The sequence below is a fragment of the Paenibacillus sp. FSL E2-0177 genome, assembly GCF_037992975.1.
Taxonomy (GTDB): domain Bacteria; phylum Bacillota; class Bacilli; order Paenibacillales; family Paenibacillaceae; genus Paenibacillus_AQ; species Paenibacillus_AQ odorifer.
The window spans coordinates 4,412,406-4,435,102 of the sequence record NZ_CP150307.1; the positions used below are offsets into that span (position 1 = coordinate 4,412,406).

Below are 22,697 nucleotides of genomic sequence, written 5' to 3' on the forward strand. Positions count from 1 at the left end.
TCCCTAGTATTCTACATCTTTACCTATAAACTTGAATTGAAGGAATGAGATAAATCCGATAATCGCTGCTAGAACTAATGATTGTGCCGCTGCCTCACCAAACTCAAAATATGTGAACGCATTGTTAAAGATTAACAAACCTACCATTGTTGTTGCATGGTCTGGTCCACCGCCTGTCATAAGATAAGCGTTTTGGAATACTTGGAAGGAACCGATAACACCCGTAACAAGTAGGAATAGCGTTGTTGGCTTAAGGAAAGGGACAACGATAAACCAAAGCTTTTGCAGGAAAGACGCGCCATCAATTTCAGCTGCTTCATAATAGCTGTTATCAATAGCGAGTAATGCGGCTATATAAATAATAATTGCTGTACCATGACTTGATAACCATGACATTAACACAAGTGAGAACATTGCAGTTGCACTGGAACCAAGCCAGTTTTGATTTTCAATACCTAAAAAACTCACGAGCTTATTGGCAATACCTGATTTTAAAGGATCGAAGATCCACAGCCACACAACAGAAAGCGCTACACCAGATGCTACGGCTGGCAAGTAATATAGTGCTTTAAAGATCGTTTGTGTTTTTTTCTTGAAAGGAATAATCAAAATTGAAATTAAAAATGACAGAAGAATATTAAACGGAACAGTTAATAGCGTATATACTAACGTGTTTTTCAGCGCTTTCCAGAAAAGTTCATCTGAAAACGAGTTAACGAAGTTATCCATGCCGACAAAAGTGGATCCTAATGGACCATATTTTTGTAAGCTGATAATAAAAGCATTGATGACTGGATATGCGGTAAATAAAGAAAACGCAATAAGTGCTACTGCGATAAACGCGTATCCCCAACCTGAGTCACTTTCGAGCTTCAATTTTTTTCTTTTAGTCAACGTTTGATTCATTGGGTCGCACCTCTCTTCTAAAAACAGTACAAGCTCTAGCTAATTTAGAAGGAAAGCTGTACGTTCTAGCTACGCACAGCTTTCACATGTCAGCCTACGACAGACTAGTCAACTACAATACCATCTTTACCGAAAGATTTAATTGCAGCTGCTTTAACTGCATCATACATTTCTTGTGGAGCAATCTCATTTGCAAGTAAGGCTTGTAGTTTAGGAATAATAACTTCTGTTTCAATTTTTAATGCTTCAGCAGCCAGATCAGTAGGAATATCTGTACGAGCCGGAAGCGCTTTTGCCATCATAGCTTTACCTGCAGCAACGTTATCTTCGTTACGAGGGAATTTTTCAAGTACTTCTGCATTACGTGCAGATTCAGTAATTGGTGATAAGAACAGTTCATTACTGTAGTTAGCAGCAATTGAACCAGAAGACAAGAAATTCGTTGCTAGGGCAATATTTTTGATGTGCTCTTCAGATGGAGCTTTTTTACCACGAAGTGCGATATAACCATCAACGATTGAAGTAGGGACATAATCGGCACCGTTGAATGTTGGGACTGGAAGTGAAATATAATCAACTTCAATAGAATCTGCAACAGCTGAACCATCGTTCGCTTTAATCTTCTCATTGTTTAGACGAGCAGAGTTTTCAAATGCAGATAAACCTTTACCTGTGATCATCGTTTGGCCCGTTAGGAACATGTTCCACCGTTTGCCAGCATCGATAGAGCTTAGCTCTTTAGGCATAGAACCATCGTTGATCATTTCGCGAATAGATGTAAGTAGCCCCAAGAAGTTTTTGCTTGTATACGTATATTTAAGATCTTTATCGAAGTAATCTGGTAAACCTGCAGTTTTAGCAAGAATAGCTAGATAGTCTTTAGATGCTACACCAGATGTTGCGAACACGAAACCATAACGAGTAGTTTCACCTTTATCATTTTTCACTACGCCTTTAGAAATTGCATTACGGAACTCTTCATAAGTCCAACCGTTTTGTTGAATGCTTTTCCAATCAATTCCGGCTTCTTCAAGGAATTGTTTGTTACCACCGATAGTGTGGATTTCCATATATGCTGGTAGGCCGTATTGAGCGTCACCTAGTTGGAAATATTTCAATGGAACTTCGTCATAATCGGCCTTGGCTTCATCAGAAAGGGCACCGTTAAGGTCGATTAGTACATTAAGTGCTGCATATTTCGAAATTCCTGAAGCACCGATAAAAGCAATATCTGGAGGAGAACCTGCATTTACTTGAGTATCAAGTTTTTGCGTCATATCTTCCCAGCTCGCTGGTTCGATTTTCAAAGTCAAGTTAGGATGTAGTGTATTAAATTCTTTTTCCATATCAGCAAAACGTGTTTGATAGTTCGCTGATATCGGAGGTAAAAGTGCTGTAATCGTATCCTTTTTAGGCTCAGAACCACCGTTACTAGTTCCTGTATTACCGGAATCTGTAGAAGTTGTAGCGTTATTTCCGTTTCCTCCGCAAGCCGATAAGAGTGATACCATCATGATTCCTGACAAAAACAGAGTTAATCCACGTGATCTTTTTTTCATCGAAAACAGCCCCCTCAATTATTAATAGCATCCATCCTGTTATTCCACTTTTCACACCTAAACCAATGATGCGATTGCCTGTTTCAAGCGTCCTCCGTTTGCGTTAAGTACTTGTTCTGCTTCTTTTGCATCTAACCCCGATTTAATCATCATAATTGCCAACTTACAGTTCATAGATGCTTTTTCAAGTGTTTCTGCGGCGGTTGATGTATCTACACCAGTCGTGTTCATGATGATACGAATCGAGCGATCTACGAGCTTAAAATTACTAGCCTTCAGATCAACCATCAAGTTGTTGTACGTTTTTCCTAACTTGACCATTGTGCATGTTGTCAGCATATTAAGCACCAACTTCTGAGCAGTTCCTGCCTTTAATCGAGTCGAACCGCTAATGACCTCAGGTCCTACAACAGGTGTTATACAAACATCTACAATGGGTTCGAACTTTGAGCCTCTGTTGTTACAAACACCGATAGTGGCTGCTCCAAGTTCCTTTGCTTTCGCTAAAGCTGCAATAACGTAGTTTGCACTACCGCTTGCCGAAATCCCAATTAGTACATCTTTGTTTGTTACACCAATGCTTTCGATTAATGCGATCCCTTCATCCATATCGTCTTCACAGCCTTCAACCGCAGTACGCAAAGCAATATCACCACCAGCGATATAGCCCTGCACCAAGGAAGGATCTGTACCAAAGGTAGGAGGACATTCGGAAGCATCCAGAACACCTAATCTTCCTGATGAGCCAGCTCCTATGTAAAACATTCTTCCACCATTAGACAACCTATGATGTAGAATATCTACCGCCTTTGCAATCTGCGGAATCTCCTCAGTTATAGCTCTGGGGACCAGTGCATCTTGTTGATTCATTAACTGGATCATTTCTTCCGTAGTACATTCATCAATCATTAATGTGTCTGGATTCACAGCCTCTGTTGTCAATCCCGCAAGGTAGTCATTCATAGCCATCCTCCTTCTTCCCAGTCTCAATCTGTCACCTAGTTAACAAAACGTGTTATATTAACTTACAATTATTATGCTCTTATACTAATACAACACCATCGCTTCGTCAATAGATTTTGAAATATAATTTCATAAAGAAATTATATTCTGATGTTTTATTTCATTCCTTACATACTATGTTATACCACATTTATAAAGCGCTTACAAGATACAATTTAAATTTTTACCAATTGCTTTGATCGCTATGGCTCTAAGGTTAAAGCGATTTAAAAAAAATGTATTATTTGCTGATTATCGCTCCAAACGAAACATAAAGTTACATCATCCGCGTTCAACCGGATGATGTTTCGTCTTCGATTCCATTCATTTTCTTCCTCATTATTGTGTGCTACGCTATTAATTATTGAATTAAACTACTTATTATATTCATTAGATCAACGTATTCATCATGTAGATAATCTGACATGGATTGATATGTAGTACATTTTAGTACACGAATAAGCGAATGAAATACAAAAAAAGGAAAGCATTGATCCATGATCAATGCTTTCCTTCACATTCATTCTATCAGAACCTAATTTCTAAGTTTTTTCTTTAATATATTATGCGTTTTTGTTAAGTAGGTTTTTACTTCTTCATATTCTGCACTTGCGACACCAGCAAATAATATGTCGATGATCGTAAGCATCGCAATACGTGAGCCCATAGCCCCACTGCGGATTGTTATTTCAGGTGTGGATATGCTCAGTACAATATCCGCCCGCTCCGCAAGCTCACTTTTATTGTACTTCGTAATCGCAATACATTTCGCTCTATTCTTTTGGGCAATTTCCAGTGCATCAATAATATCACTAGTTGCTCCAGAGTTAGAAATGAAAATGGCAACATCATCTTTCTCAAGTAAAGTTGCTGCCGTGAGCTGACTATGACCATCTGTATAGGCATGACACATCTTATTAATTCGCGAGAACTTCTGTTCCCCGTCCATACAAACGAGTCCCGAAGCACCTATTCCAAAGAAAACAATTCGCTTACTATGACATAGTAATTCTACAGCTCTTGTAATTTCTTTTCGATCAATAACACTAAGCGTATCCTCAATGGACTTGCAATTATTCAATGAAATATTTGATATAATTGTCGAGAGATCATCACCTGGCTGAATATCTGTATATTGAGCCTTTGAATCCTCATCACGAGAACCCAAAGATGCCGATATACTCACAATAAAATTGCGGTATCCGCTGTAACCCATCGTCTTACAGAAACGAAGGACAGATGCATCGCTTGTCTTACTCGATTGAGCCAATTCCTTAATCGACAAATGAGGGATCTCTTCCGTATTTTCTAAAATGTAATCTCCGACCAATCGTTCAACTGGTGTAAAACTCTCTCGCATATCACGAATTTTAATTAATACGTTGTCATTTAGACTCATAATCTACCTACTCTAGATTTAATTAACACCTCTAATAATATCATAAACAATATAAACAACCTATTTCAATAACAAAATACGTTTCGGCATATTAATTAATCTATTAAAATCATCCTACTCTTAGGTCATCTGGTGACTTTACGTTGATTATAGCGTAATAAAGTTGTAAGGTATAGTCGATAATTATATACTTTCTGATATGGTGAAACAAGGGATCACAAAGGTCCCCGAAGATTCTTTCTGTTGTTCTCAGCATACGTAATACACATGTATTTTTAAATTTTACTGCCGTCTAAATACGACTCGATTTGTCAACGACATTCTTTGATGTAGCACCGTACTTGAACCATTTAATTTGCTAGCAAGCTGCATTAATGCAGTCAAGAACACCGGCATGGCCGCTACACTTAGTAATAATAGTGCAATGATTAATACGAATGCTACCTGTATAAGTGTCGTTACGCCCGAAGGAATCAACGCGGCGCAGGTGATCCAACATCCCCTTCAAGCTCGTTATACCGCATCATCAGGAATATGCTGTAATCAACGCCCAGGGCTGCAATCATAATGAAGCTGAAAAATGGAACGATCCAGCTCAAGATTTCACTGATTCCAAGAGAAGTAAGTACAACTAGCACCAAAGAAGCAATAATGAGCAGAGAACTGGACACAGAGCGCGTAATGACTATTAGCACAATTATGATTCCGACCAGCATAATCACGGCTGTACGTACAAAGTCATCCTGTGAAATATTCTGCAAATCAGCATTGGTTGCAGTTGTTCCTGTTAAGGCTGCTTGCACTCTTTGCAAGTCGCTGCAATCTAATGGCATTCCAAAAGCTGTCTGCAAGTTCTTCTTCGAGCTCAAGCGAGTACAGTAACTCACCTTCTTCCATCATTTTAGCGAACATCTTCAAAGGGCCATATACAGTGCAGATCAATGCCATGGAAGGCAGGGGGCGTAACAATTTCTCCTCCTTACCTGATTTGACTATATCTAGAATGAATTTTAATAAATGACCGAATATTGCTTTGCTATGTTCGTCTAACTAATATCCATCTTCATGCAAGCCTTTCTTTTGCGATTTTTTTGCGCAAGAAATAAAGAGTTCTTTATAATGTAATAATGTACATAAAGACGGATTTGGAGGGAAATAAATGGCAAGTCGTAAATGGGTATTAATCATAGACGATGAAGATGATTTAGCGCGTCTGATGAAGGCTGTTTTACATAAAGAAGGTGTTCCAGACGTTGTAACTGCCGGGACCGTTGCAGAGGGTTGGGACAAGTTCCAGGAGTATAATCCTGAGCTTATATTGCTAGATATTATGCTCCCAGATGGAGAAGGATATGACTTATGCAGAAAAATTCGGGAAACATCAAATGCACCCATCTTATTTATGTCTGCAAAAGACGAGGAAATTAATAAGCTGTTAGGACTGGCGATAGGTGGCGATGATTATATTACTAAACCGTTCAGTCCGAAAGAAGTCGCTTATCGGGTAAAGGCACAACTGAGAAGAGCTGGCTTTACAGAAGAAAAAAAAGCTCCGAAAAGCTTACAAGCTGGCCCCTTTGAGCTTAGTGCCAATGAGACAGAATTAAAAAAGAATGGCGAGGTCCTCGTGCTAACCGCCAAAGAAGTCGGTTTAATGAGCTGTTTTATGCATCATCCCAATCAGATTCTAAGCAAAGAAACCTTGTTTGGACAGGCGTGGGGTGAGGACTTTTTTGGTTCCGATAATACAGTGATGGTACATATTCGGCGCTTACGCGAAAAAATTGAGGCAGACCCTTCAAATCCTTCCTTTATTTTGACGGTTAAAGGGTTAGGTTATAAATTAAATACCAAGGAGTGAGACTAGTTGAAATGGAAATTGACACTCCGCTTTTTAAGATCGGTTATGACTATTGTTGTGATCGTTGGTATTGTAAACGCGATTTTGTTCCTTTCCTTATTCGTTATAAAGGTAAATAATAATAACTTTGGCACTGAAGAAGCATCTGCAGAAACCTTTAGCCGAACCTTTTCACAATACGTAGAATTACAGGCTGGCAAACCTGTTGTGAATGAAGAAGGTCTCAAAAAACTACAAGAAATGAGCGCCTGGGTACAATTCTTGAATGACCAAGGGGAGCAAGCAGCAGCATTTTATACCCCTGAAGAATTGAAAACAGAGTATTCTCCTATTGAAATTGTACAAATGTATAAATATAAAGAATTAGATGCACGCACGACGGTTTTTGTCAGCGAAGCCCAACATTTCAGTTACTTTTTAGGGATTAATAATCCTAAAATAGGCCGCTACGTAATGACCTATGACTACGCTAAAATTTTCAAAGATGTTAATGTTTTTCTTTTCATTTTTTTAATCGTTGATGTGCTTATTGTAATCCTCATTGGATTTCTATTTGGGAAAAAGTTAACTGCACCCCTTCATACATTAATAGAGGGTATTCAACAGCTCAGGGAACGACGTTTTAAGAAAATGCCTACTCCCAAAGGTGTTTATGAAGATGTTTTTCGTAATATGAATGAACTATCTGAAAAGCTCGATCGACATGAAGAGGAACGTAAACGTCTCGATCAAATGCGTGAGGAATGGATTAGCAATGTTTCACATGACATGAAGACACCACTTGCTTCTATTCAAGGTTATGCAGAATTTATTAACGACAGTGCCACAGATTTAACAGCCCAAGAATTACAGGAATACACGTCAATTATCAAGAGTAAATCGATGTATATGAAAGATCTGTTAGATGACCTCAATTTAACGACACGTTTGCGTAATCACCAGCTATCCCTGCAATTTGAAGAGGTGAATCTCGTTCAGTTTCTACGAGAAATGACGATTGAACTTTTAAATGACCCGACCTTTGGTGAACGGCAGATAGAGTTTGAGGCAAATGTAGTTAAAGCAGTGCATAAAGTAGATAAAAAATTACTAAAACGAGCGATCCTTAACTTGATCTACAACGCGCTGGTGCATAACGATGAAAATGTCGTGGTGAAGATTCGAGTGGATACAGGTCCAGAATCTCATACCCGAATTTCGATTTCTGATAATGGTCATGGAATTCCAGCTAAAGATCTGGAACAGATTTTCGAACGCTACTATCGGGGTACAAACACAACGAGTAAGCATGGTACTGGTTTAGGAATGGCCATCGCAAGAGACATTATTTGGGCTCATGAGGGGAAACTCGATATGACGAGCATTGAGAATACCGGAACAACCATTACTATACTTTTATAATACAAATGCCTTACTTACTCATTAGGCAGAGAAAAGGGCTGTGCTCCATATTGGAGACAGCCCTTCTTCAATTTATTAGTTTTTTATTGCTTTTAGCGGAATATCCTCTACCTTCACTTCATCATATGAGGAGACTTGATCACCTTTTTTTACATACATTTTTAAGTAGGCGCCTTTACGAAGATTTTTTTGTGCATTAAATTCCAGTGGAATCGTATTACCTTTGGCATTTGTAGCTTCTAGTGTATAGGAATAGGAAGTCATCACTGTACCATCACTCAGTTTATATTCATGGGGTTTCCCATCCTCTGTAATTTGTAAATAGTAATTTTGGGCATTCATGCGATTGAAATCAATCTTTGCTAGAGCAAAGACACCTACAACCCCAATAACAAACAAAATCCCCATAGTAATTAGAAATTTTTTCATCTCAATCATCCTTCTGTTCTATTATTTAGTGTGATAATACGATTGTATGAAGCTACGGTTAAGAAATAATACAACCCATAAATTATGGTATAAGCAATCATCCAGAGCAACACTGGCTTTGCTAAATCTATCATCAGTAGACTAGAGAATGCTTTTAAAGCCACTACACTATGCAATAACCCTACTATAAGCGGTACAACAAAGATAACGAATACCTGTGACGCAATGGATTTCCGCATTTCTTTTGCACTGACACCCATTTTATGCAGCATATTGTACTGTGCTTTATCTTCTTCTGCCTCAGTTAAAACTTTAAAGTAAATGATACTGCCTGTTGCAGCCAGAAATACGAGTCCAAGGAAACTTCCTATAAAAAGTAGAGAACCCACACTTTCCAAGCTTGTTTGGTAATCTTGAGGCCTGCTTGAAAATAGCGCTTCTTCAGGTAATTGGTTTGCAATTTTTGCAGATAAATCCACAGAGGCATCCTCTACACCAAGAACACGATAGCGTAGCACTTCTCCATCATTCCGTAATACTTTATACTGTTCATCCGAGACTACCACGGTTATACCTGCTGTACCTACATTCAATACGCTTTGCGTTTTAAAGCTTTGGAATGTGAGAGGATGGCCGTTTCCTGTTGTTATAGTTTTTCCTGTATATATAGGTGAGAACCTTTTGTCATATCCGATATCTAAAATAACCGCGTAGCCGTCCTTTACATCTAATTTTTCTTTATGTTGTAAACTTGCTAATTGGTTGTATGTTTTTTCATCGATAACTGTATATCCTCTTTTATCAGAGCTATCGAATGTTGATGGCGAGTTTAACTCTTTCGTATGAAACGTAATGGATAGTGCTTCAATATTTTTATCGTATTTTGTATCTGATACTACAGCACTCACTTGCTTGTCCATTTCTGCATCTGTGGATTGATACATAAAGGTATTCGGATTAATCGTTTTCGCCGAGTCATTCGTATTGTAATAAAGGCCATAGACCGCTCCACCGGCAGTTACTGTCGTAGCACTCAACACGGCAATCACAGTTAATGTACGTGCGTTCCCACGAATACGATAGAGCAGCTGCGAAATAGTAATGACATGAAGGCCTTTCCAAAGCCACCTTTCATTTTTCTTAATCATTGCTAACACAAAGCCAGTCACACTGTGGAACAATAAAAATGTACCCAAAATAACCGTTGTTAAAATAATTAATACAGTCAAGGGGAATCCAATTTTTTCCCATACCTTAGAAGTGAAAAGGTCCTGCATTGCAAGCCAATAGCCCAAGACAATAAGTAACACTCCAAGAACAGCTACTATCATAGATGGTTTAGGCGCCACTTCTCCCTTTTTGGAAGCATGAAATAAATCAATCAGCTTAAATTGATAGATCAAACGGTAGCCTTGAAACGATGTCACTAAGAAAATAACCAGAAATACGATAGCCGTGTTCATCGCTGCCGCCATTGAAAAAGTAAAGGGTGCTACAACGTCATAACCCATTAAATGAATCAAAATCGTCATAAATCCTTTTGAACAAAGGAAGCCAAATACAATCCCTACTATTAAAGAGAATAATCCTAATAATAAATTTTCAAAAAAGAGCATAAAACCGATTTGACGATTACGTACCCCCAGCAACGCATACAGTGCGACTTCTTTTTTACGTTTTTTCATAAAAAATGAATTGGAATAAGCTATAAATATGAACACGAAAAAGATAAGAATGACTGCCGCTCCACTCATTAGGGAACCCAGTTTTTGGGATGAAGCCGTCTGTTCTGCTATCGTATCACTATATTTTAAGGTCACAAATGTAAAGTAAATGATGATACTAAACACCATCGATGCGATGTATAAAAAATATTGCGAGAAGTTTCTGGCTATATTTTTTCTTGCTAGACTAAATAACGTCATCTACCTCACCCCCAATGGCCGCATGAACATCTAAGATCTCTTGGAAGAAGGCTTTGCGTGTCTGATCACGACGATAGATTTCTGTTGAAAATGAACCATCCTTGATGAAAATGATCCGGCGGCAGAAGCTTGCGGCAAAGGCATCATGGGTCACCATCATAATGGTCGAATTGTTATTTTCATTTAAAGTACTTAAGCTTTCCAATAAATCTGTTGCTGATTTAGAGTCAAGTGCACCTGTTGGTTCATCAGCCAAAATCAGTGCTGGCTCTGTCACGAGCGCTCTAGCCGCAGCGGTTCTTTGCTTTTGACCCCCAGAGATTTGGTAAGGATATTTCCCCAGTAAATCTTCAATCCCAAATACTTTAGAGATCTGAGTCACAAGGTGATTAATTTTCTTCGCTGGAATTTTAGCAATCGCCAGGGGAAGCAATATGTTCTCCTTTACCGTCAAGGAATCGAGTAAATTGTAATCTTGAAAGATGAACCCGAGATGTTCACGCCGGAAGTCTGACAAAGCTGCTTCCTTCAGATCATGAATACTCTTGTTCTTCATATATATCTTTCCTTCTGTTGGAGAATCTATGGTTGCTAACAAATTTAGCAAGGTTGATTTTCCCGCTCCGGAAGGTCCCATAATCCCTACAAACTCACCTTCATGAATGTCAAAAGACACGTTTTCCAACGCTGTGTAAGCAGCACTTAACTTCCCGTACACTTTTTTTACGTTTTCTACTTTTAATAATGGTTCCATTCATTTCACCTCATAATTTGCTGATACTTATACTATAGGCACCGAACCTTACAGCAAATTCATGCCAACCTTACAACAAGCTTAAATCTACAAAAAAAAGATACCCTGTAGCCATTTAAGACTACGGAGTATCCCTTTGCTATTGAATAGCATTCATTTTTTTCTGGTTGTATATAAATCAGAAGCTTCATCAAAGTAAAAGCGGCGTTTTTGTTTGCCAAACACGACTAATATAACATGAACGAACAATACGATCGTTAAAATGAGAGAGGTCAATCCAGCACCTAGCGTTAAGAATATAGATGCCTTATAAAATGGAGAATCCATTGATATTTCCACATTATTCAACGTTTTCGCAATGACTGTTATGAAGTACATCGCGTAAATGGCACCAAAGCGTTTAAATAATCGCTTGTTCGTTTCCACTCGACTTATTTTACTGTCATAGCGATAACGCATTATTTTCGTACCGATTGTCGATCCATTCCAAATCATCGGAATAATAAAAAAGGTTACAGAAAGTGTAATGGTGCTCGCAATAAATTCACTAACAATATTAACGTTGGTCATACTCAACACAACTTTAACTACTAGGTTGCTGATAAATAGATCAATAATAACAGCCAGTAACACAGACATCCCTCTTACTTCATCAAGTGCTAATAATCTTTCCGCTTTCTCCTTAATTTTCTTTTTTGACGGGAATAACGCCAACACAGCTGGAGCAATAAAGAACCCCAGTACACCGCCAGTAGTATTTAACAATAAATCATCCACATCAAAAATACGATAAGGGCAATTATAAATCCCGTAAATGCCGGTTACCTGTGTTATCTCATAAAATAAAGTTAATAAGAACGTGAAGCCTAGAGCTTTCTTCCAATATTTCTTATCTTGAAAAAAGTATCGCAGATAAACACCAAAAGGTAATAATAGCAAGAAATTAAAAAACGCTTGATAGAATGAGGGTTGGCTAAATAATAGCCTATAAGTTGCAGGCTGTGATAACACGATGCCACTATTCCCAAAGGTGCCCACTATAAATTGAAATGGCATAAGTGAATAATGTTGTGTACCCGGTTTTTGAAGAGAACAAGTGTTACGCATTTCCGGCAACGGCAACAATACTAAAAATAACGCTGCTAGAAAGTAAAAGATAAACGAAAACGAAATTAACGTGGTAGAAAAGGGAAGGTAATTATATTTTCTATAGGTATAAATGAGCCATGGGATAAATAAGGCAAATGCTAAAACCACAAAAAAGATCGCTGCCACAAAGATCGGTTGAGTATATGCTGACATTTCTAGTTCACACCCCAAAATGATTTAGTATTCATATTAACCATAAAACTGATTCTAATTCAACTGGAGTTGGAACATTTTATCAAATTTAAGGATCCTGTAATGTTGGCATCAATTTAATGTAAGGTTCGCAACTTATACTGACTCCTAGGCAAATAAAAATATTTTCAAAGGAGCACTATTAATGAATCCCTCCATTTCGCAAAAAGAAAGAATCATTTCACTCGACATCATTCGCGGACTTGCTCTTTTTGGCATTCTGCTTATAAATGTTGGAGCCTTTAAAGTTATTATGGAAGGAGATCCCTTACCAGACTATAGTGGCATTAATGGAATCATCCATAGCTTGATAATCATCTTCGTACAAAAAAAGTTCTTTTCTATTTTTTCATTCCTATTTGGTGTAGGTCTATACATTTTCGCCTCAAGAGCCGAAAGCCGGGGAGATAAACCCAGATGGCGTATGGCTAGACGTTTACTAATCCTTTTGCTGCTGGGAATCATTCATGTATTTATCTTTTGGGGAACCATTCTGCCCGCATATGCCATTATCGGATTGTTTCTGATCCCTTTTTATCACACAACGGTTTCTACACTTAAAAAGTGGCTTATGGGTATGACATCCATTTACATCATTTCCTTAGTGGTAAAAATATTCCTACCTTCTCAAGGGGCAATCTCATCTATTCTTGATATTTTTTCTAATGACGCTATACAAATCTTTATTATGTTTTTAGCTGGTTTTTTAACCGCAAAGTCAGGTTGGCTGACACACATACAAGGATTAACAAGACCCATTAGATGGATTCAAATGGTATCATTTCTGTTGTTCATTGGTTTTTCACTATGGATTTGGAACGCTTCTCAAAATGGGAACAGCAATGTAGATTCAGTTACGGGCTTAGGATCTCTCCCAACCACTTTGTTCTACTTAACAACATTATTTCTACTATTAGAAAATAAACAAATGGTGAAATTCCTGAAACCCATATCACGGGTGGGTCAAATGGCGTTTACAAATTATGTAGCACAAAGCATTATAGGGACGGCAATCATTTCAATGATAGGTCTCGAAGTCGTTTCACCAAAAGATATTCTCTACATCGCAGTTCTGATTTATATGATTCAAATCATTTTTAGCACCATTTGGTTCAAGTTTTTTTCCATGGGCCCTTTAGAAAAGGTTTGGCGCTTGATGACCTATGGAACAAGGCCTGCAATAAAACGATAAAAGCTTCGCTTTCCTCGCCTCAATTCAAGTCGGAATTTCTTATCTAAACCCAAAAACCCCTTTTAAAAAGGGGTTTTTGGGTTTAAGCGCTTTAACTTTTAGGCGACAGATCACAACATGAACTTTAAGAATTAGAGAATTAAGTCCAAAGCATCCTGCGAAATCCACACTTTATCTTTAATCATTACTGTCAGCACATTTAGTTTCGTTGTTTTGCCATCCTGAATGGCGATATTTTTATCTATAGGCAGCTTGAGAACTTGGCCTGCTTTTTTCACTACAACCACCGGATTAGTCTTATCGGTCTTATCTAGGGTAATCGTAGCTCCTTTGGCCTTGAATTTATCACTGGATACGTACAGTGTATCCTGAAGCTGCGCCAGATTGAGTCCGGTCACTTCTTGAATATACTTATTCACATCCGTATTCTGGATTACACCGCTGTTCATGAAATCGGTCGGTTTAAAATTAGCCGGATGGTAGGCGAACAATCCAACTTCTTCCGATGTGTGATCATCCGTAGAGAAGGTTACACCTATTTTATCCCCCAAAATTTTACCGATGACTGGCGAAAGGTTGTCCTGCATTCCCAATCTGACTTGATCCGCTTCTTCTTTGGTTAGATCACTAAGTCCATAATTATCCGCAAGGACCTTTTTAAAATTGCTCTCATTAATACTGCCTTCAATGTAATAACTGGTGTGCTTCGCTTTCTTCAGCACGGAGATTAGGTCTTTGGTAGAATCATAGTTCGTCATATTGAGCCCGCCGGTAGCATGATCCGAAACCGATAAGACTGCTGTATTCCCGTCCTTTTCTGCAAAATCAACAGCGGCTTTGAAGGCTTTATCAAACGCTAAGGTCTCACTCATAATCCCCACTGGATCGTTATCATGACCATACCAGTCAATCTGGCTTGCTTCGACCATCAGAATAAAACCATTCTCGTTCTGTGACAACTTCTCTATCGCTACATTGGTCATTTCGGCAAGGCTCGGTTGCTTTTGCGGGTTCAGGTCAAAATCAGCATCCAGTGCTTCGGGGTTGAATAGTCCCCAGATTTTATTCGTTTTAGAATTCATTAAACCTGCTTTATCCGTTACGTATTCATACCCATTTGATTTCAGGATTTTGGTTAAATCTTCTCCGTCCTTGCGGTTAATGTCTTCTTTGCCGGGTACCAAATACCCGGAACCGCCCCCAAGTAGAACATCTACACCACTATAGACCATCTGTTCTGCAATAGACTGCGCATTGTCACGCGTGTATGCATGACTTAAAAATGTAGCCGGTGTCGCATCCGTTAATTCACAAGTGAATACCGTTCCTGTACTTTTCCCTGCCATTCTCGCTGCATCCATAAGGGTAGGCAGAGGTTTGTTCATGTCCTCTGGTTTAACTGCGCTTACGAAAGGCATCGTTATTCGGTCTGGAAGTATGGATACCGTCTCACTCTTAACCTTATGGCCTGTGGCATAAGCCGTAGCTCCCGCAGCGGAATCTGTGGTCAGTGAATCCGTAGAATAGGTTCTCACCAGCCCGCTGAAATACTTATCCATCGCAAGCGCCTGACTTCCCTGATACCATCTGGCCAAGTTCACATCGGATAAGCTCATCCCATCCGTAATAAACAGGATTACGTTTTTGACAGATTTGTTGGTAGGAGCATCAGAGTTATTGGCGCCATCGGCGTAGGATGTTCCGTTGCCTGCTGCAAGCAGACTGCAAACCATAACTGTACTGCAAATTGTCCCGATAACCTTTTTGCGCATTTGAATCCTCCTCTAGCAGATTTTGTTAAGTACGTTACTAGTTTAAAGGAGGATTGTATGCGGGAGCAGCACCTATTCTCTTATTTTATATTAAATTCTATGCATATTTTGTCTTGACCTGTGCTACTGATATTTGTAAAAAAAGGGCGCCCTAGGGGCACCCTTTGCATTATTATTGTCTTATTACGAGGACATCTCGAGGCGCTCTACCCGTGCTTTGAATTTGGGAAATTTCGGAGCTTGTAAGGATACGGTCTACCAATATCAACGAAGATGTGACATTGTTAAAGTTAAAATTATTCAAGTTCGCTACGTTTTGGCTGCCACGGAATACACGGAACGATCCCTGAAAGTTAATTCGCGAAAATAGTACAAGCGTTACTTGAGAGCTCTGCACAACATTTCTGAGACGGAAACTCGAGAGAACGTTGTTAAACCGAAACGCTCCAAGATCACGAACCGCAACTCCTCCACGTCTGAATCGAATCCGGCGATTGGTAAAATTAGTACCCGACCAAAGAGTAAGACGTATATCACTGTTAGCCAACTAAATCAACTCCTTCTCTGAGATTGATATAGTCTATTACTAACTTCAAAGAACGGTACAAGACAAATACAGTTGTACAAATGATTGTTTTTCAGATTTCCCTACGGTGGTATTATCCAAATCACCGGGTCGAGCCTCGGATAGGTTAGCAGCCGAAGTGATTTTCCAGTTATATTCATCTAACTATTAGACACTTTCTTATACGTTAGGAGCGAATATGAAAAAAATAACTCAAACATTCGGGTATTTAGGTAGTACAATGTTGGCTGCAGCTTTACTGTCATGGATCTGCGTATTTTTGATTCACGGCTTACCTGGGGTCTATATATGGATGGCACTTAAATTTATCATCCCAATTCTAGGTTTCGTAGGACCCACCCCAAACCCTCTTGCCGATTCTGCTCATGATCTGGTAAAAAGTGAAGCTATCTTTCCGAGGAGTTACCCTAGGAGGAATGGACAGCTTCAACAACTATGAAAAAAAGGCGTTAACGGATGCCTAAGCCCCGTCAACGCCTCCTCTATCCATTCATTGCATTCCTGCCTCTGCTGGAAGCGAATTATTTCTTGTCCCCACTGCTTTAATCACGAAATTGTAGGCTTTAGCAGAATCTATGCCGTTTAATGTATAACTGTAACTCGTCTGACCGCTTACCGTCGGCACATACACGCTCCAATTTGTGCTGACTTTATCATTTTTCTCGTAAATCCGGTAACCTCGCACAGGCTCAGAGCTATTTGCTGGCGCTTTCCACGAAAGAACTGCACGGTTCCCTGACTGTCTTACTGCACTTGGATTTTCTACAATGCCGGGTTTGACGTCAGTCCGTTTAATACTGTAAGCATCATAGACGGCAAGAGGTTTATCTTTAACAGCTGTGTAGGATGTGAATTTCAGCACGTCGCTTGTAATGGAAACATCCACGAACATTTTCTTATTGGGCTGGTCGTTTTTTGCTGCAAAAAAAGTGTCTGCATCTGGATTAATGGCATAAAATTTCGAAGCGGCCGAGTTGCCCATCAGATACACGGTCCCTTTGGGATTCAGCACATTTCCTTGCTCATCGGTAATAACATTCTTAATCGGAACGTTGTTCAGCATTTGAAAAGACCTCATATACATATGGTCATGTCCCTCAAACACCATATCCACACCCAGCTCATCAAATACAGGAATTAGATATTTCCGGTAAAATTCTACCCGGTCGCTTTCTGCCGAAGCATTATCCCCTGAAGAATACGCTCCCTTATGCATCGAGACGAATTTCCACTTCTTGTCGGTCTTTGCCACTTGATTCCGCATCCATTCCAATTGCTTCGTGAACTGAATATCCGCTTTATACGGCTTAACCTCCCCTTCGTACTGGGAATTGATCTGCATAAACAGGGCATCGCCGTATTCGAAAGCATATACCGACCCGTCATGAGCGCCCGTCCCGACATCTTTTGGAAGATTAAAATGGTTATAGAAGTTGTTATTCGGATAATCCTCTATCTCATGGTTGCCGATAATCGGTGCAAATGGCACATTGGCAAATTCTTTTTTCGGCACACCTAAGAACCACTGCCACAACTGCTCCAGATCACCGTCATCCGTTAGATCCCCTGTAAGAAGAACAAACTTGGGATCTACCGTTTTCTCAATAGCTCTCTTAAAAGTATCCTGCCACAGATCGAAATTCGATTTACTTGAGCCTTGGGTGTCGGTTACATAGAGGAAATGGAAATCCTGATTATCCGCCTTGTCCGTGGTAAAAGAACCCGCCTCGCTCCAGCCGTCCGCATCACCGTTACCGGCCCGGTAGATATACTTAGTTCCAGGCTTAAGAACGCTTGCAATAACCTTGTGGCTAGCGAACTTTTTATACTTTTTGGAGCTTCTGTCTCCTGATGTCATTAAGGTTTCAATAACTGTTACGCTGCCCTCATAAGAAGCTGCCAGTTGTTCCGGGAACTCGCTTCCTCCCGCATTGGCGGCCTCCACTACTTGCACTACTGTACCTCTGACGGTTTCGGCTGTATACCAGTCAAAGGCAATACTTGTCTTCGGGTCTCCATTAAAAGTCATGTTCAGAAGCGTTGGTGTTTTGATGCCGGTATCCGGAGACTTCGTCTTAAAGCTCCAGGTAATATCGTTCTCAGGTGTCCGGCCATCCGTAGTCCCCTTAACAAGCTCTTTAGGGACGGTCACGTTGTAAGTTTTGCCGGCAGTGAAAGTAGGGTGGCTGACTTTGACTGTGTCTTGACCGAGGAGTGAAGCAGAAATGTTGGTAAGAGGAAGATTGTTTTCTGTGATTACAACTTGATAACTACTGTCGAGACTGATGGCTTTGTTAAACTTCACGGTGATCTCTGCGTTAAGGGGAACATCTGCAGCCCCTGAAGCGGGAGTTTTGCTTACCTCAAGTGTGGGAGTGTTCCCAGGTTCGCCGCTGCTGCGTGTTCCTTTAATTATCACATCTTTGATTCTGCTTGAGCCTGAGCTGGACACCGTTCCCCCGCTTACGCTTTTCGCAGAGTTTACCACCCAGCGGATATAGAGTACATCTTGATTGTTTGTTCCGGCAGGTAAAGCGAGGTTAGTTAATTTGCAGGAATTATTGGAACAATTAAAATTGTTCTGGGCTAGAACAAGGTTGCCGCCCGTAACATCTATCCATTCCTGTTGATCTTTACTGTATTGCACCTTGAAATCCCTAGGTCCTGTACTTGAAGAGGTTTGCTGTGAAGAGAGGAAGATCCCTTCGAAGCCTTGGGTAGAAAGCGTGGCAAGCCAGTATTTTAGGCCCGTTCCTTCATGCCAGCCCTGGTTGCGTACGCTGTTCTCACTTGACTCATAGGTGTACGCATCCGTATTAGTTCCTACATCACGAATGGATGAAGACGTCTGATATACCCCGCCTGTAGCCGGAAATACACCGTTTTCGCCTTTGTCTTTAAAAATCCACTGGGCAATCGTTTCCTGAACTGCAGTTGCTTCATTTACAAGGTCTTCCTCAATTTCTTCCCTTCCTGCTGAGACAAAACCAGTCAACTCCATGGCAAACAGCAAACCTATAACCATTAGACTGATTACCTTGTAAAATCTATTTTTGAGATAAGATTGGTTGTTATCCATTCAGCCCATCTCCCTCTTCCTTAATCTCACTTATCATCGAACCGCCGTCTCCGAGAAGAACGGCGGTTCTGCTACCCTTACCTTCCTGTTATTGGAGTTCCCAGTCGGTGACTTGAAGGATTGCTGAATCTGCACCCTTCAGGTCTGTCTCTCCCATGTTCAGCAAATTGCTCCACTGCTTCACACGGTTCTTGCCGTTAGGCGGAGAGTTATACTCATTAGTATCCACAATCTTGGTCCGTTCTTTATAAAATTTGGTCATAAAAGTCTTCTCATCCGTGCTGCTTCCGGATTTACCCAAAAGCCCTTGAAGGGTCTCGGAGCCGCCGGTAGCTCCATGGTTCAGCGCTGCATCCACGAAGGAACCAATAGTTAATGCCGAGTTAAAGCCGCGTTTGCGGGCCTGCTCCACACTGTATTTAATATAGATATTGTAGAACGTTTTCCACATAGCCTCTCTCCACTCGGGATCATTTTGCAAATTGCCGATTTTTCTGCAGAAGCTCTCTTCGCTTTCATTGATCTCGAGGATCTTCCCTTTCATCGAACCCTTAACACCGATCCGGACCAATGCGCCTTTAACCGAAGGATTACTCGCGCCTTTGGCAGCGTCATATGCCTTGAACAGATCCGGACCGTCGGGACCGGTATCATTTGAGCCGCCTGTAGTCGCACCGAATATTCCAATCGTATACCCGCGGTCATCATCAATATCTTCACAATATCCGTAAAAATTGATCCAGTTCAGATCGTCCTGCTCCGGTTTGTTGACAAGCATCATAATATTGTTCCACTGCTCACCATCCAGACCTGTGTTGTCACGCAAGAATTGAAGTGTTGCCGGTGAGAAATTAGAATCAGGGTTCCCTGCCGCATAACTTTTCTGTTGAGATGTTTTGGACAGACAGCCATAAGAAAAAATCATTGAAAAACTGAGCAGAATCATCAATGAAAATTTCATCTTCTTGGAAACCTTACTCTTCGTTGAATTTAGCACAGCAATCTCTCCTTTAATTGAATAGTTTAAGCGCTTTAACTTTTAGTGGCAGTGAACCTTATCCCTAACCTATCTGAGCATGACAGCCCTCCTTTTTCCAACACTTGGTAATTCAATTTAAGCTTATCTCAAATACTTTGTCCAAACAGCACGTATTTTCTTGTAAATATTAATTTTTATACATATGTTGCTACAAACCATAGATTAAGTCTACAATCCTCTTAGGAGGTGCTGAATGAAACCGGTATTTTATGAGTCTACTCTTTTTGACATCAGCCGCAAGAAACAGGTATACACCAGCATGCCTTCAAGACACTATCATGATGCATATGAGATTCTGTATTTAATATCCGGGGATTTTTATTATTTTATAGGGGACAGAACTTACCAGGTTGCGGGCGGAACACTGCTATTTATGGATATTCACGAAATGCACAAACTGGTCAATTCCGGCTGCAATATGTATGAACGGGTTACACTCCTGTTTAAAAAAGAATTCCTGCAGCATTTCTGCACCGGCAGTCAATGTGAGGAACTGCTCGAATTGTTCAAAAGTGATTACCGCGCTTTGAAGATGACCGGGATGGATCAATATTTCATCGAACAGCTTTTTCAGAAAATGATCCAGGAGGGGAAGAAGCAAGCCCGCGGATATGAACAGTACCAACAAATATTATTGGTGGAGCTGCTTCTCTATCTTAATCGTAAACTATTTGACAGCCGCGTAGCTTCATTTGTAGAATCCAATCGTACACATAAGAAAGTCCTGGACATCGTTAATTATGTAAATCAACATTATATGGAACCGCTTAAGCTCTGTGAGATTTCACGGCAATTCGAAATAAGCTCTTCCTACCTTTGCCGTACTTTTAAAGAATCCACCGGGTTCAGCTTCATTGAATATATCAATAACATCCGCATTAAAAAAGCGCGTGATTTGCTGGTTGGCTCTTCTTTTAATGTTACTGAAATTGCGGGAATGGTTGGGTTCGATAACACCTCCCACTTTGGACGAACCTTCAAATTAATAATGGGCATCTCGCCGCTCTGCTTCCGCAAACAATTTAAGTCTTAATAACAAATCACTGGAATACGTCAAGACATTTCATCAAGCCTAACAAATTGCAAGTTTCTTGCCTGTAGTTGGTTTAGCACTTCTTCTAAAGCTTGCAGCATAAAATAAGGAGCATGCCGGTCCGCGCCCGCAGTCTCTCCGCTGTCGTGAAGTAAAACAACGGAGCCATCGGTGATTCCACCTAATAAAATGGCCTGCATCCGGGTTTGACAGGCCCGGATGTTCCAGTCACTCGCCTTCAGCGACCATAGAACAATTCGATACTGCTTGTGCCGAAAGAAATCAAATAGATTGATTAATCCCCAGGGTGGACGGTAATGATTGGGTCTGATTCCGACAATAGACTCTATAATATCAGCGGAGCGTTCCAGATGTTCTCGCCTAATTGTACTGGGCAGCATCAGCCAATTAGAGGTATGGCAGTAATTATGGATGCCAATCTGATGGCCTTCCCGATCCATCCTTCTGATCAGATCTGGATACTGCTCCGCTCGCGATCCAAGCACGAAAAAAGTAGCCTTCACTTGATGTAACTTCAATAAATCCAGCAATTCCGGCGTATATTTCGGATGTGGCCCATCATCAAAAGTGAATGCCACCTGTTTTTCTACCGTTCCTTTGCGAAAAACACCAAAGCCGCTCACTCGCGTAATCAAACTTGGAATAAACATGTAAAGAGTAGCGGCACATAGTATTCCTCCTATCAGATATGTAAGTATGATTACACCTCCTTATAACAAGCATAAGACCTATCCAGAGTAGTTCTGTCCGGGTGAAAATCGATTTTTCAGTGAGGCGCGTGAATGGATCAGTAACATCGGGACCAGTTGCTCTGTTCGCCGATTGATTCTTTGTCTCCCTTCAGGATGCATGGCAGACAGCAGCAATCGAAGATAGATGGTGGTGATGCGTTCGAAAACGCCGGACTTTATATTTTGTTGTTCAAAGCCAAGTCCGTGCGTTAATCCCCGATGGAGCAGTGTAATCCCCAATAAAGCCTTGACCTGCCTGAACTCGGACTGCGATTCGAAGGCTTCGTTGATTTGCTGCATTGATTTGCGCAGCATGCGAGCCGTTTGCAGTGCGGCACGATCCGATCCTTCGGACCGGATCAACTTCAGGATTCTTTCATTGTCGAGGTGGAGTTCTCCCACCCACTCTCCCTGATTGATGACCGTGGCGTCTTGGCATACAATAGGCTGTCCCCGGTGCTTTTTTAGCATCACGGTACATATACCAAAGCGTGACTTATGCGATCCTCGAAAATGTGAAAGCAACGCAAAAGCTTTTTCCCACATCATCCAGACAGACTGCACCGTGTTTTTACGTATTTTGAAACCCAACTTTTTCACCATCCTTAAAACGGTTATTGTCTCTCATTTCATCCATTGTACCTAACGAAACTTTCTTTTTTCCTAA

General features: G+C 40.5%; 17 protein-coding genes and 1 pseudogene. 4 read left to right on the top strand and 14 right to left on the bottom strand.

Features of this window, described 5'->3' with window-relative positions; genetic code table 11:
• Positions 1-3: 3 nt before the first annotated feature.
• The 5 genes and pseudogenes from MHI25_RS19705 to MHI25_RS19725 all read right to left on the bottom strand — a co-directional run.
• The gene (locus MHI25_RS19705) at positions 4-906 is read right to left on the bottom strand and encodes a sugar ABC transporter permease (protein ID WP_060622964.1); all 903 of its coding nucleotides are present in this window, start codon (positions 904-906) and stop codon (positions 4-6) included.
• 104 nt (positions 907-1,010) lie between these two features.
• Entirely contained in the window at positions 1,011-2,465 is a 1,455-nt protein-coding gene (locus tag MHI25_RS19710) for an extracellular solute-binding protein (RefSeq protein ID WP_076190768.1), read from the bottom strand.
• Positions 2,466-2,522: 57 nt separating this feature from the next.
• Positions 2,523-3,428 (bottom strand): N-acetylmuramic acid 6-phosphate etherase, encoded by a 906-nt coding sequence (gene murQ, locus MHI25_RS19715; protein WP_076182833.1) that lies wholly within the window; start codon positions 3,426-3,428, stop codon positions 2,523-2,525.
• A 574-nt stretch (positions 3,429-4,002) separates the two neighbouring features.
• The gene (locus MHI25_RS19720; protein ID WP_042129113.1) at positions 4,003-4,866 is read right to left on the bottom strand and encodes a MurR/RpiR family transcriptional regulator; all 864 of its coding nucleotides are present in this window, start codon (positions 4,864-4,866) and stop codon (positions 4,003-4,005) included.
• Between the two features lie 282 nt (positions 4,867-5,148).
• Positions 5,149-5,684 (bottom strand): annotated as a pseudogene (locus MHI25_RS19725) (MMPL family transporter); the annotation flags it as partial.
• Positions 5,685-6,025: 341 nt separating this feature from the next.
• On the opposite strand from MHI25_RS19725, the gene MHI25_RS19730 reads away from it, so the two are divergent.
• A complete protein-coding gene (locus tag MHI25_RS19730; protein WP_076127196.1) occupies positions 6,026-6,727 on the top strand; it encodes a response regulator transcription factor in 702 nt (233 codons plus the stop codon).
• Between the two features lie 6 nt (positions 6,728-6,733).
• Positions 6,734-8,128 (top strand): HAMP domain-containing sensor histidine kinase, encoded by a 1,395-nt coding sequence (locus MHI25_RS19735; RefSeq protein WP_076182840.1) that lies wholly within the window; start codon positions 6,734-6,736, stop codon positions 8,126-8,128.
• Positions 8,129-8,203: 75 nt separating this feature from the next.
• Here the strand turns inward: MHI25_RS19735 and MHI25_RS19740 are convergent, their stop codons facing one another.
• From MHI25_RS19740 to MHI25_RS19755, 4 genes are all read right to left on the bottom strand, one after another.
• Positions 8,204-8,557, bottom strand: a complete 354-nt coding sequence (locus tag MHI25_RS19740) for a YxeA family protein (RefSeq protein WP_076301684.1) — start codon at positions 8,555-8,557, stop codon at positions 8,204-8,206.
• Between the two features lie 5 nt (positions 8,558-8,562).
• The gene (locus tag MHI25_RS19745; protein ID WP_340394030.1) at positions 8,563-10,482 is read right to left on the bottom strand and encodes an ABC transporter permease; all 1,920 of its coding nucleotides are present in this window, start codon (positions 10,480-10,482) and stop codon (positions 8,563-8,565) included.
• The gene (locus MHI25_RS19750; RefSeq protein WP_038572078.1) at positions 10,469-11,236 is read right to left on the bottom strand and encodes an ABC transporter ATP-binding protein; all 768 of its coding nucleotides are present in this window, start codon (positions 11,234-11,236) and stop codon (positions 10,469-10,471) included. Before MHI25_RS19750 ends, MHI25_RS19745 begins: the two co-directional genes overlap by 14 nt.
• 153 nt (positions 11,237-11,389) lie before the next feature.
• Positions 11,390-12,538, bottom strand: a complete 1,149-nt coding sequence (locus MHI25_RS19755) for a VanZ family protein (RefSeq protein WP_340394033.1) — start codon at positions 12,536-12,538, stop codon at positions 11,390-11,392.
• A gap of 184 nt (positions 12,539-12,722) precedes the next feature.
• Between MHI25_RS19755 and MHI25_RS19760 the strand changes: the two genes are divergently transcribed.
• Positions 12,723-13,769, top strand: coding sequence for a DUF418 domain-containing protein (locus MHI25_RS19760; RefSeq protein ID WP_340394035.1), 1,047 nt, complete (start codon positions 12,723-12,725; stop codon positions 13,767-13,769).
• A gap of 131 nt (positions 13,770-13,900) precedes the next feature.
• Here the strand turns inward: MHI25_RS19760 and MHI25_RS19765 are convergent, their stop codons facing one another.
• From MHI25_RS19765 to MHI25_RS19775, 3 genes are all read right to left on the bottom strand, one after another.
• Positions 13,901-15,541, bottom strand: a complete 1,641-nt coding sequence (locus MHI25_RS19765) for an alkaline phosphatase (RefSeq protein WP_340394037.1) — start codon at positions 15,539-15,541, stop codon at positions 13,901-13,903.
• 1,076 nt (positions 15,542-16,617) lie between these two features.
• Positions 16,618-19,206: a metallophosphoesterase gene (locus MHI25_RS19770; protein ID WP_340394039.1), complete on the bottom strand. Its 2,589-nt coding sequence runs from the start codon at positions 19,204-19,206 to the stop codon at positions 16,618-16,620.
• 88 nt (positions 19,207-19,294) lie between these two features.
• Complete coding sequence (locus MHI25_RS19775; protein WP_340394040.1) at positions 19,295-20,203, bottom strand: chitosanase; 909 nt, start codon at positions 20,201-20,203, stop codon at positions 19,295-19,297.
• A gap of 235 nt (positions 20,204-20,438) precedes the next feature.
• On the opposite strand from MHI25_RS19775, the gene MHI25_RS19780 reads away from it, so the two are divergent.
• The gene (locus tag MHI25_RS19780; protein ID WP_076190747.1) at positions 20,439-21,278 is read left to right on the top strand and encodes an AraC family transcriptional regulator; all 840 of its coding nucleotides are present in this window, start codon (positions 20,439-20,441) and stop codon (positions 21,276-21,278) included.
• Between the two features lie 20 nt (positions 21,279-21,298).
• Here the strand turns inward: MHI25_RS19780 and MHI25_RS19785 are convergent, their stop codons facing one another.
• Both MHI25_RS19785 and MHI25_RS19790 read right to left on the bottom strand, forming a co-directional pair.
• Entirely contained in the window at positions 21,299-21,949 is a 651-nt protein-coding gene (locus tag MHI25_RS19785; RefSeq protein ID WP_175618995.1) for a polysaccharide deacetylase family protein, read from the bottom strand.
• Positions 21,950-22,027: 78 nt separating this feature from the next.
• Positions 22,028-22,579, bottom strand: coding sequence for a hypothetical protein (locus MHI25_RS19790; protein WP_060623267.1), 552 nt, complete (start codon positions 22,577-22,579; stop codon positions 22,028-22,030).
• Between the last annotated feature and the right edge of the window lie 118 nt (positions 22,580-22,697).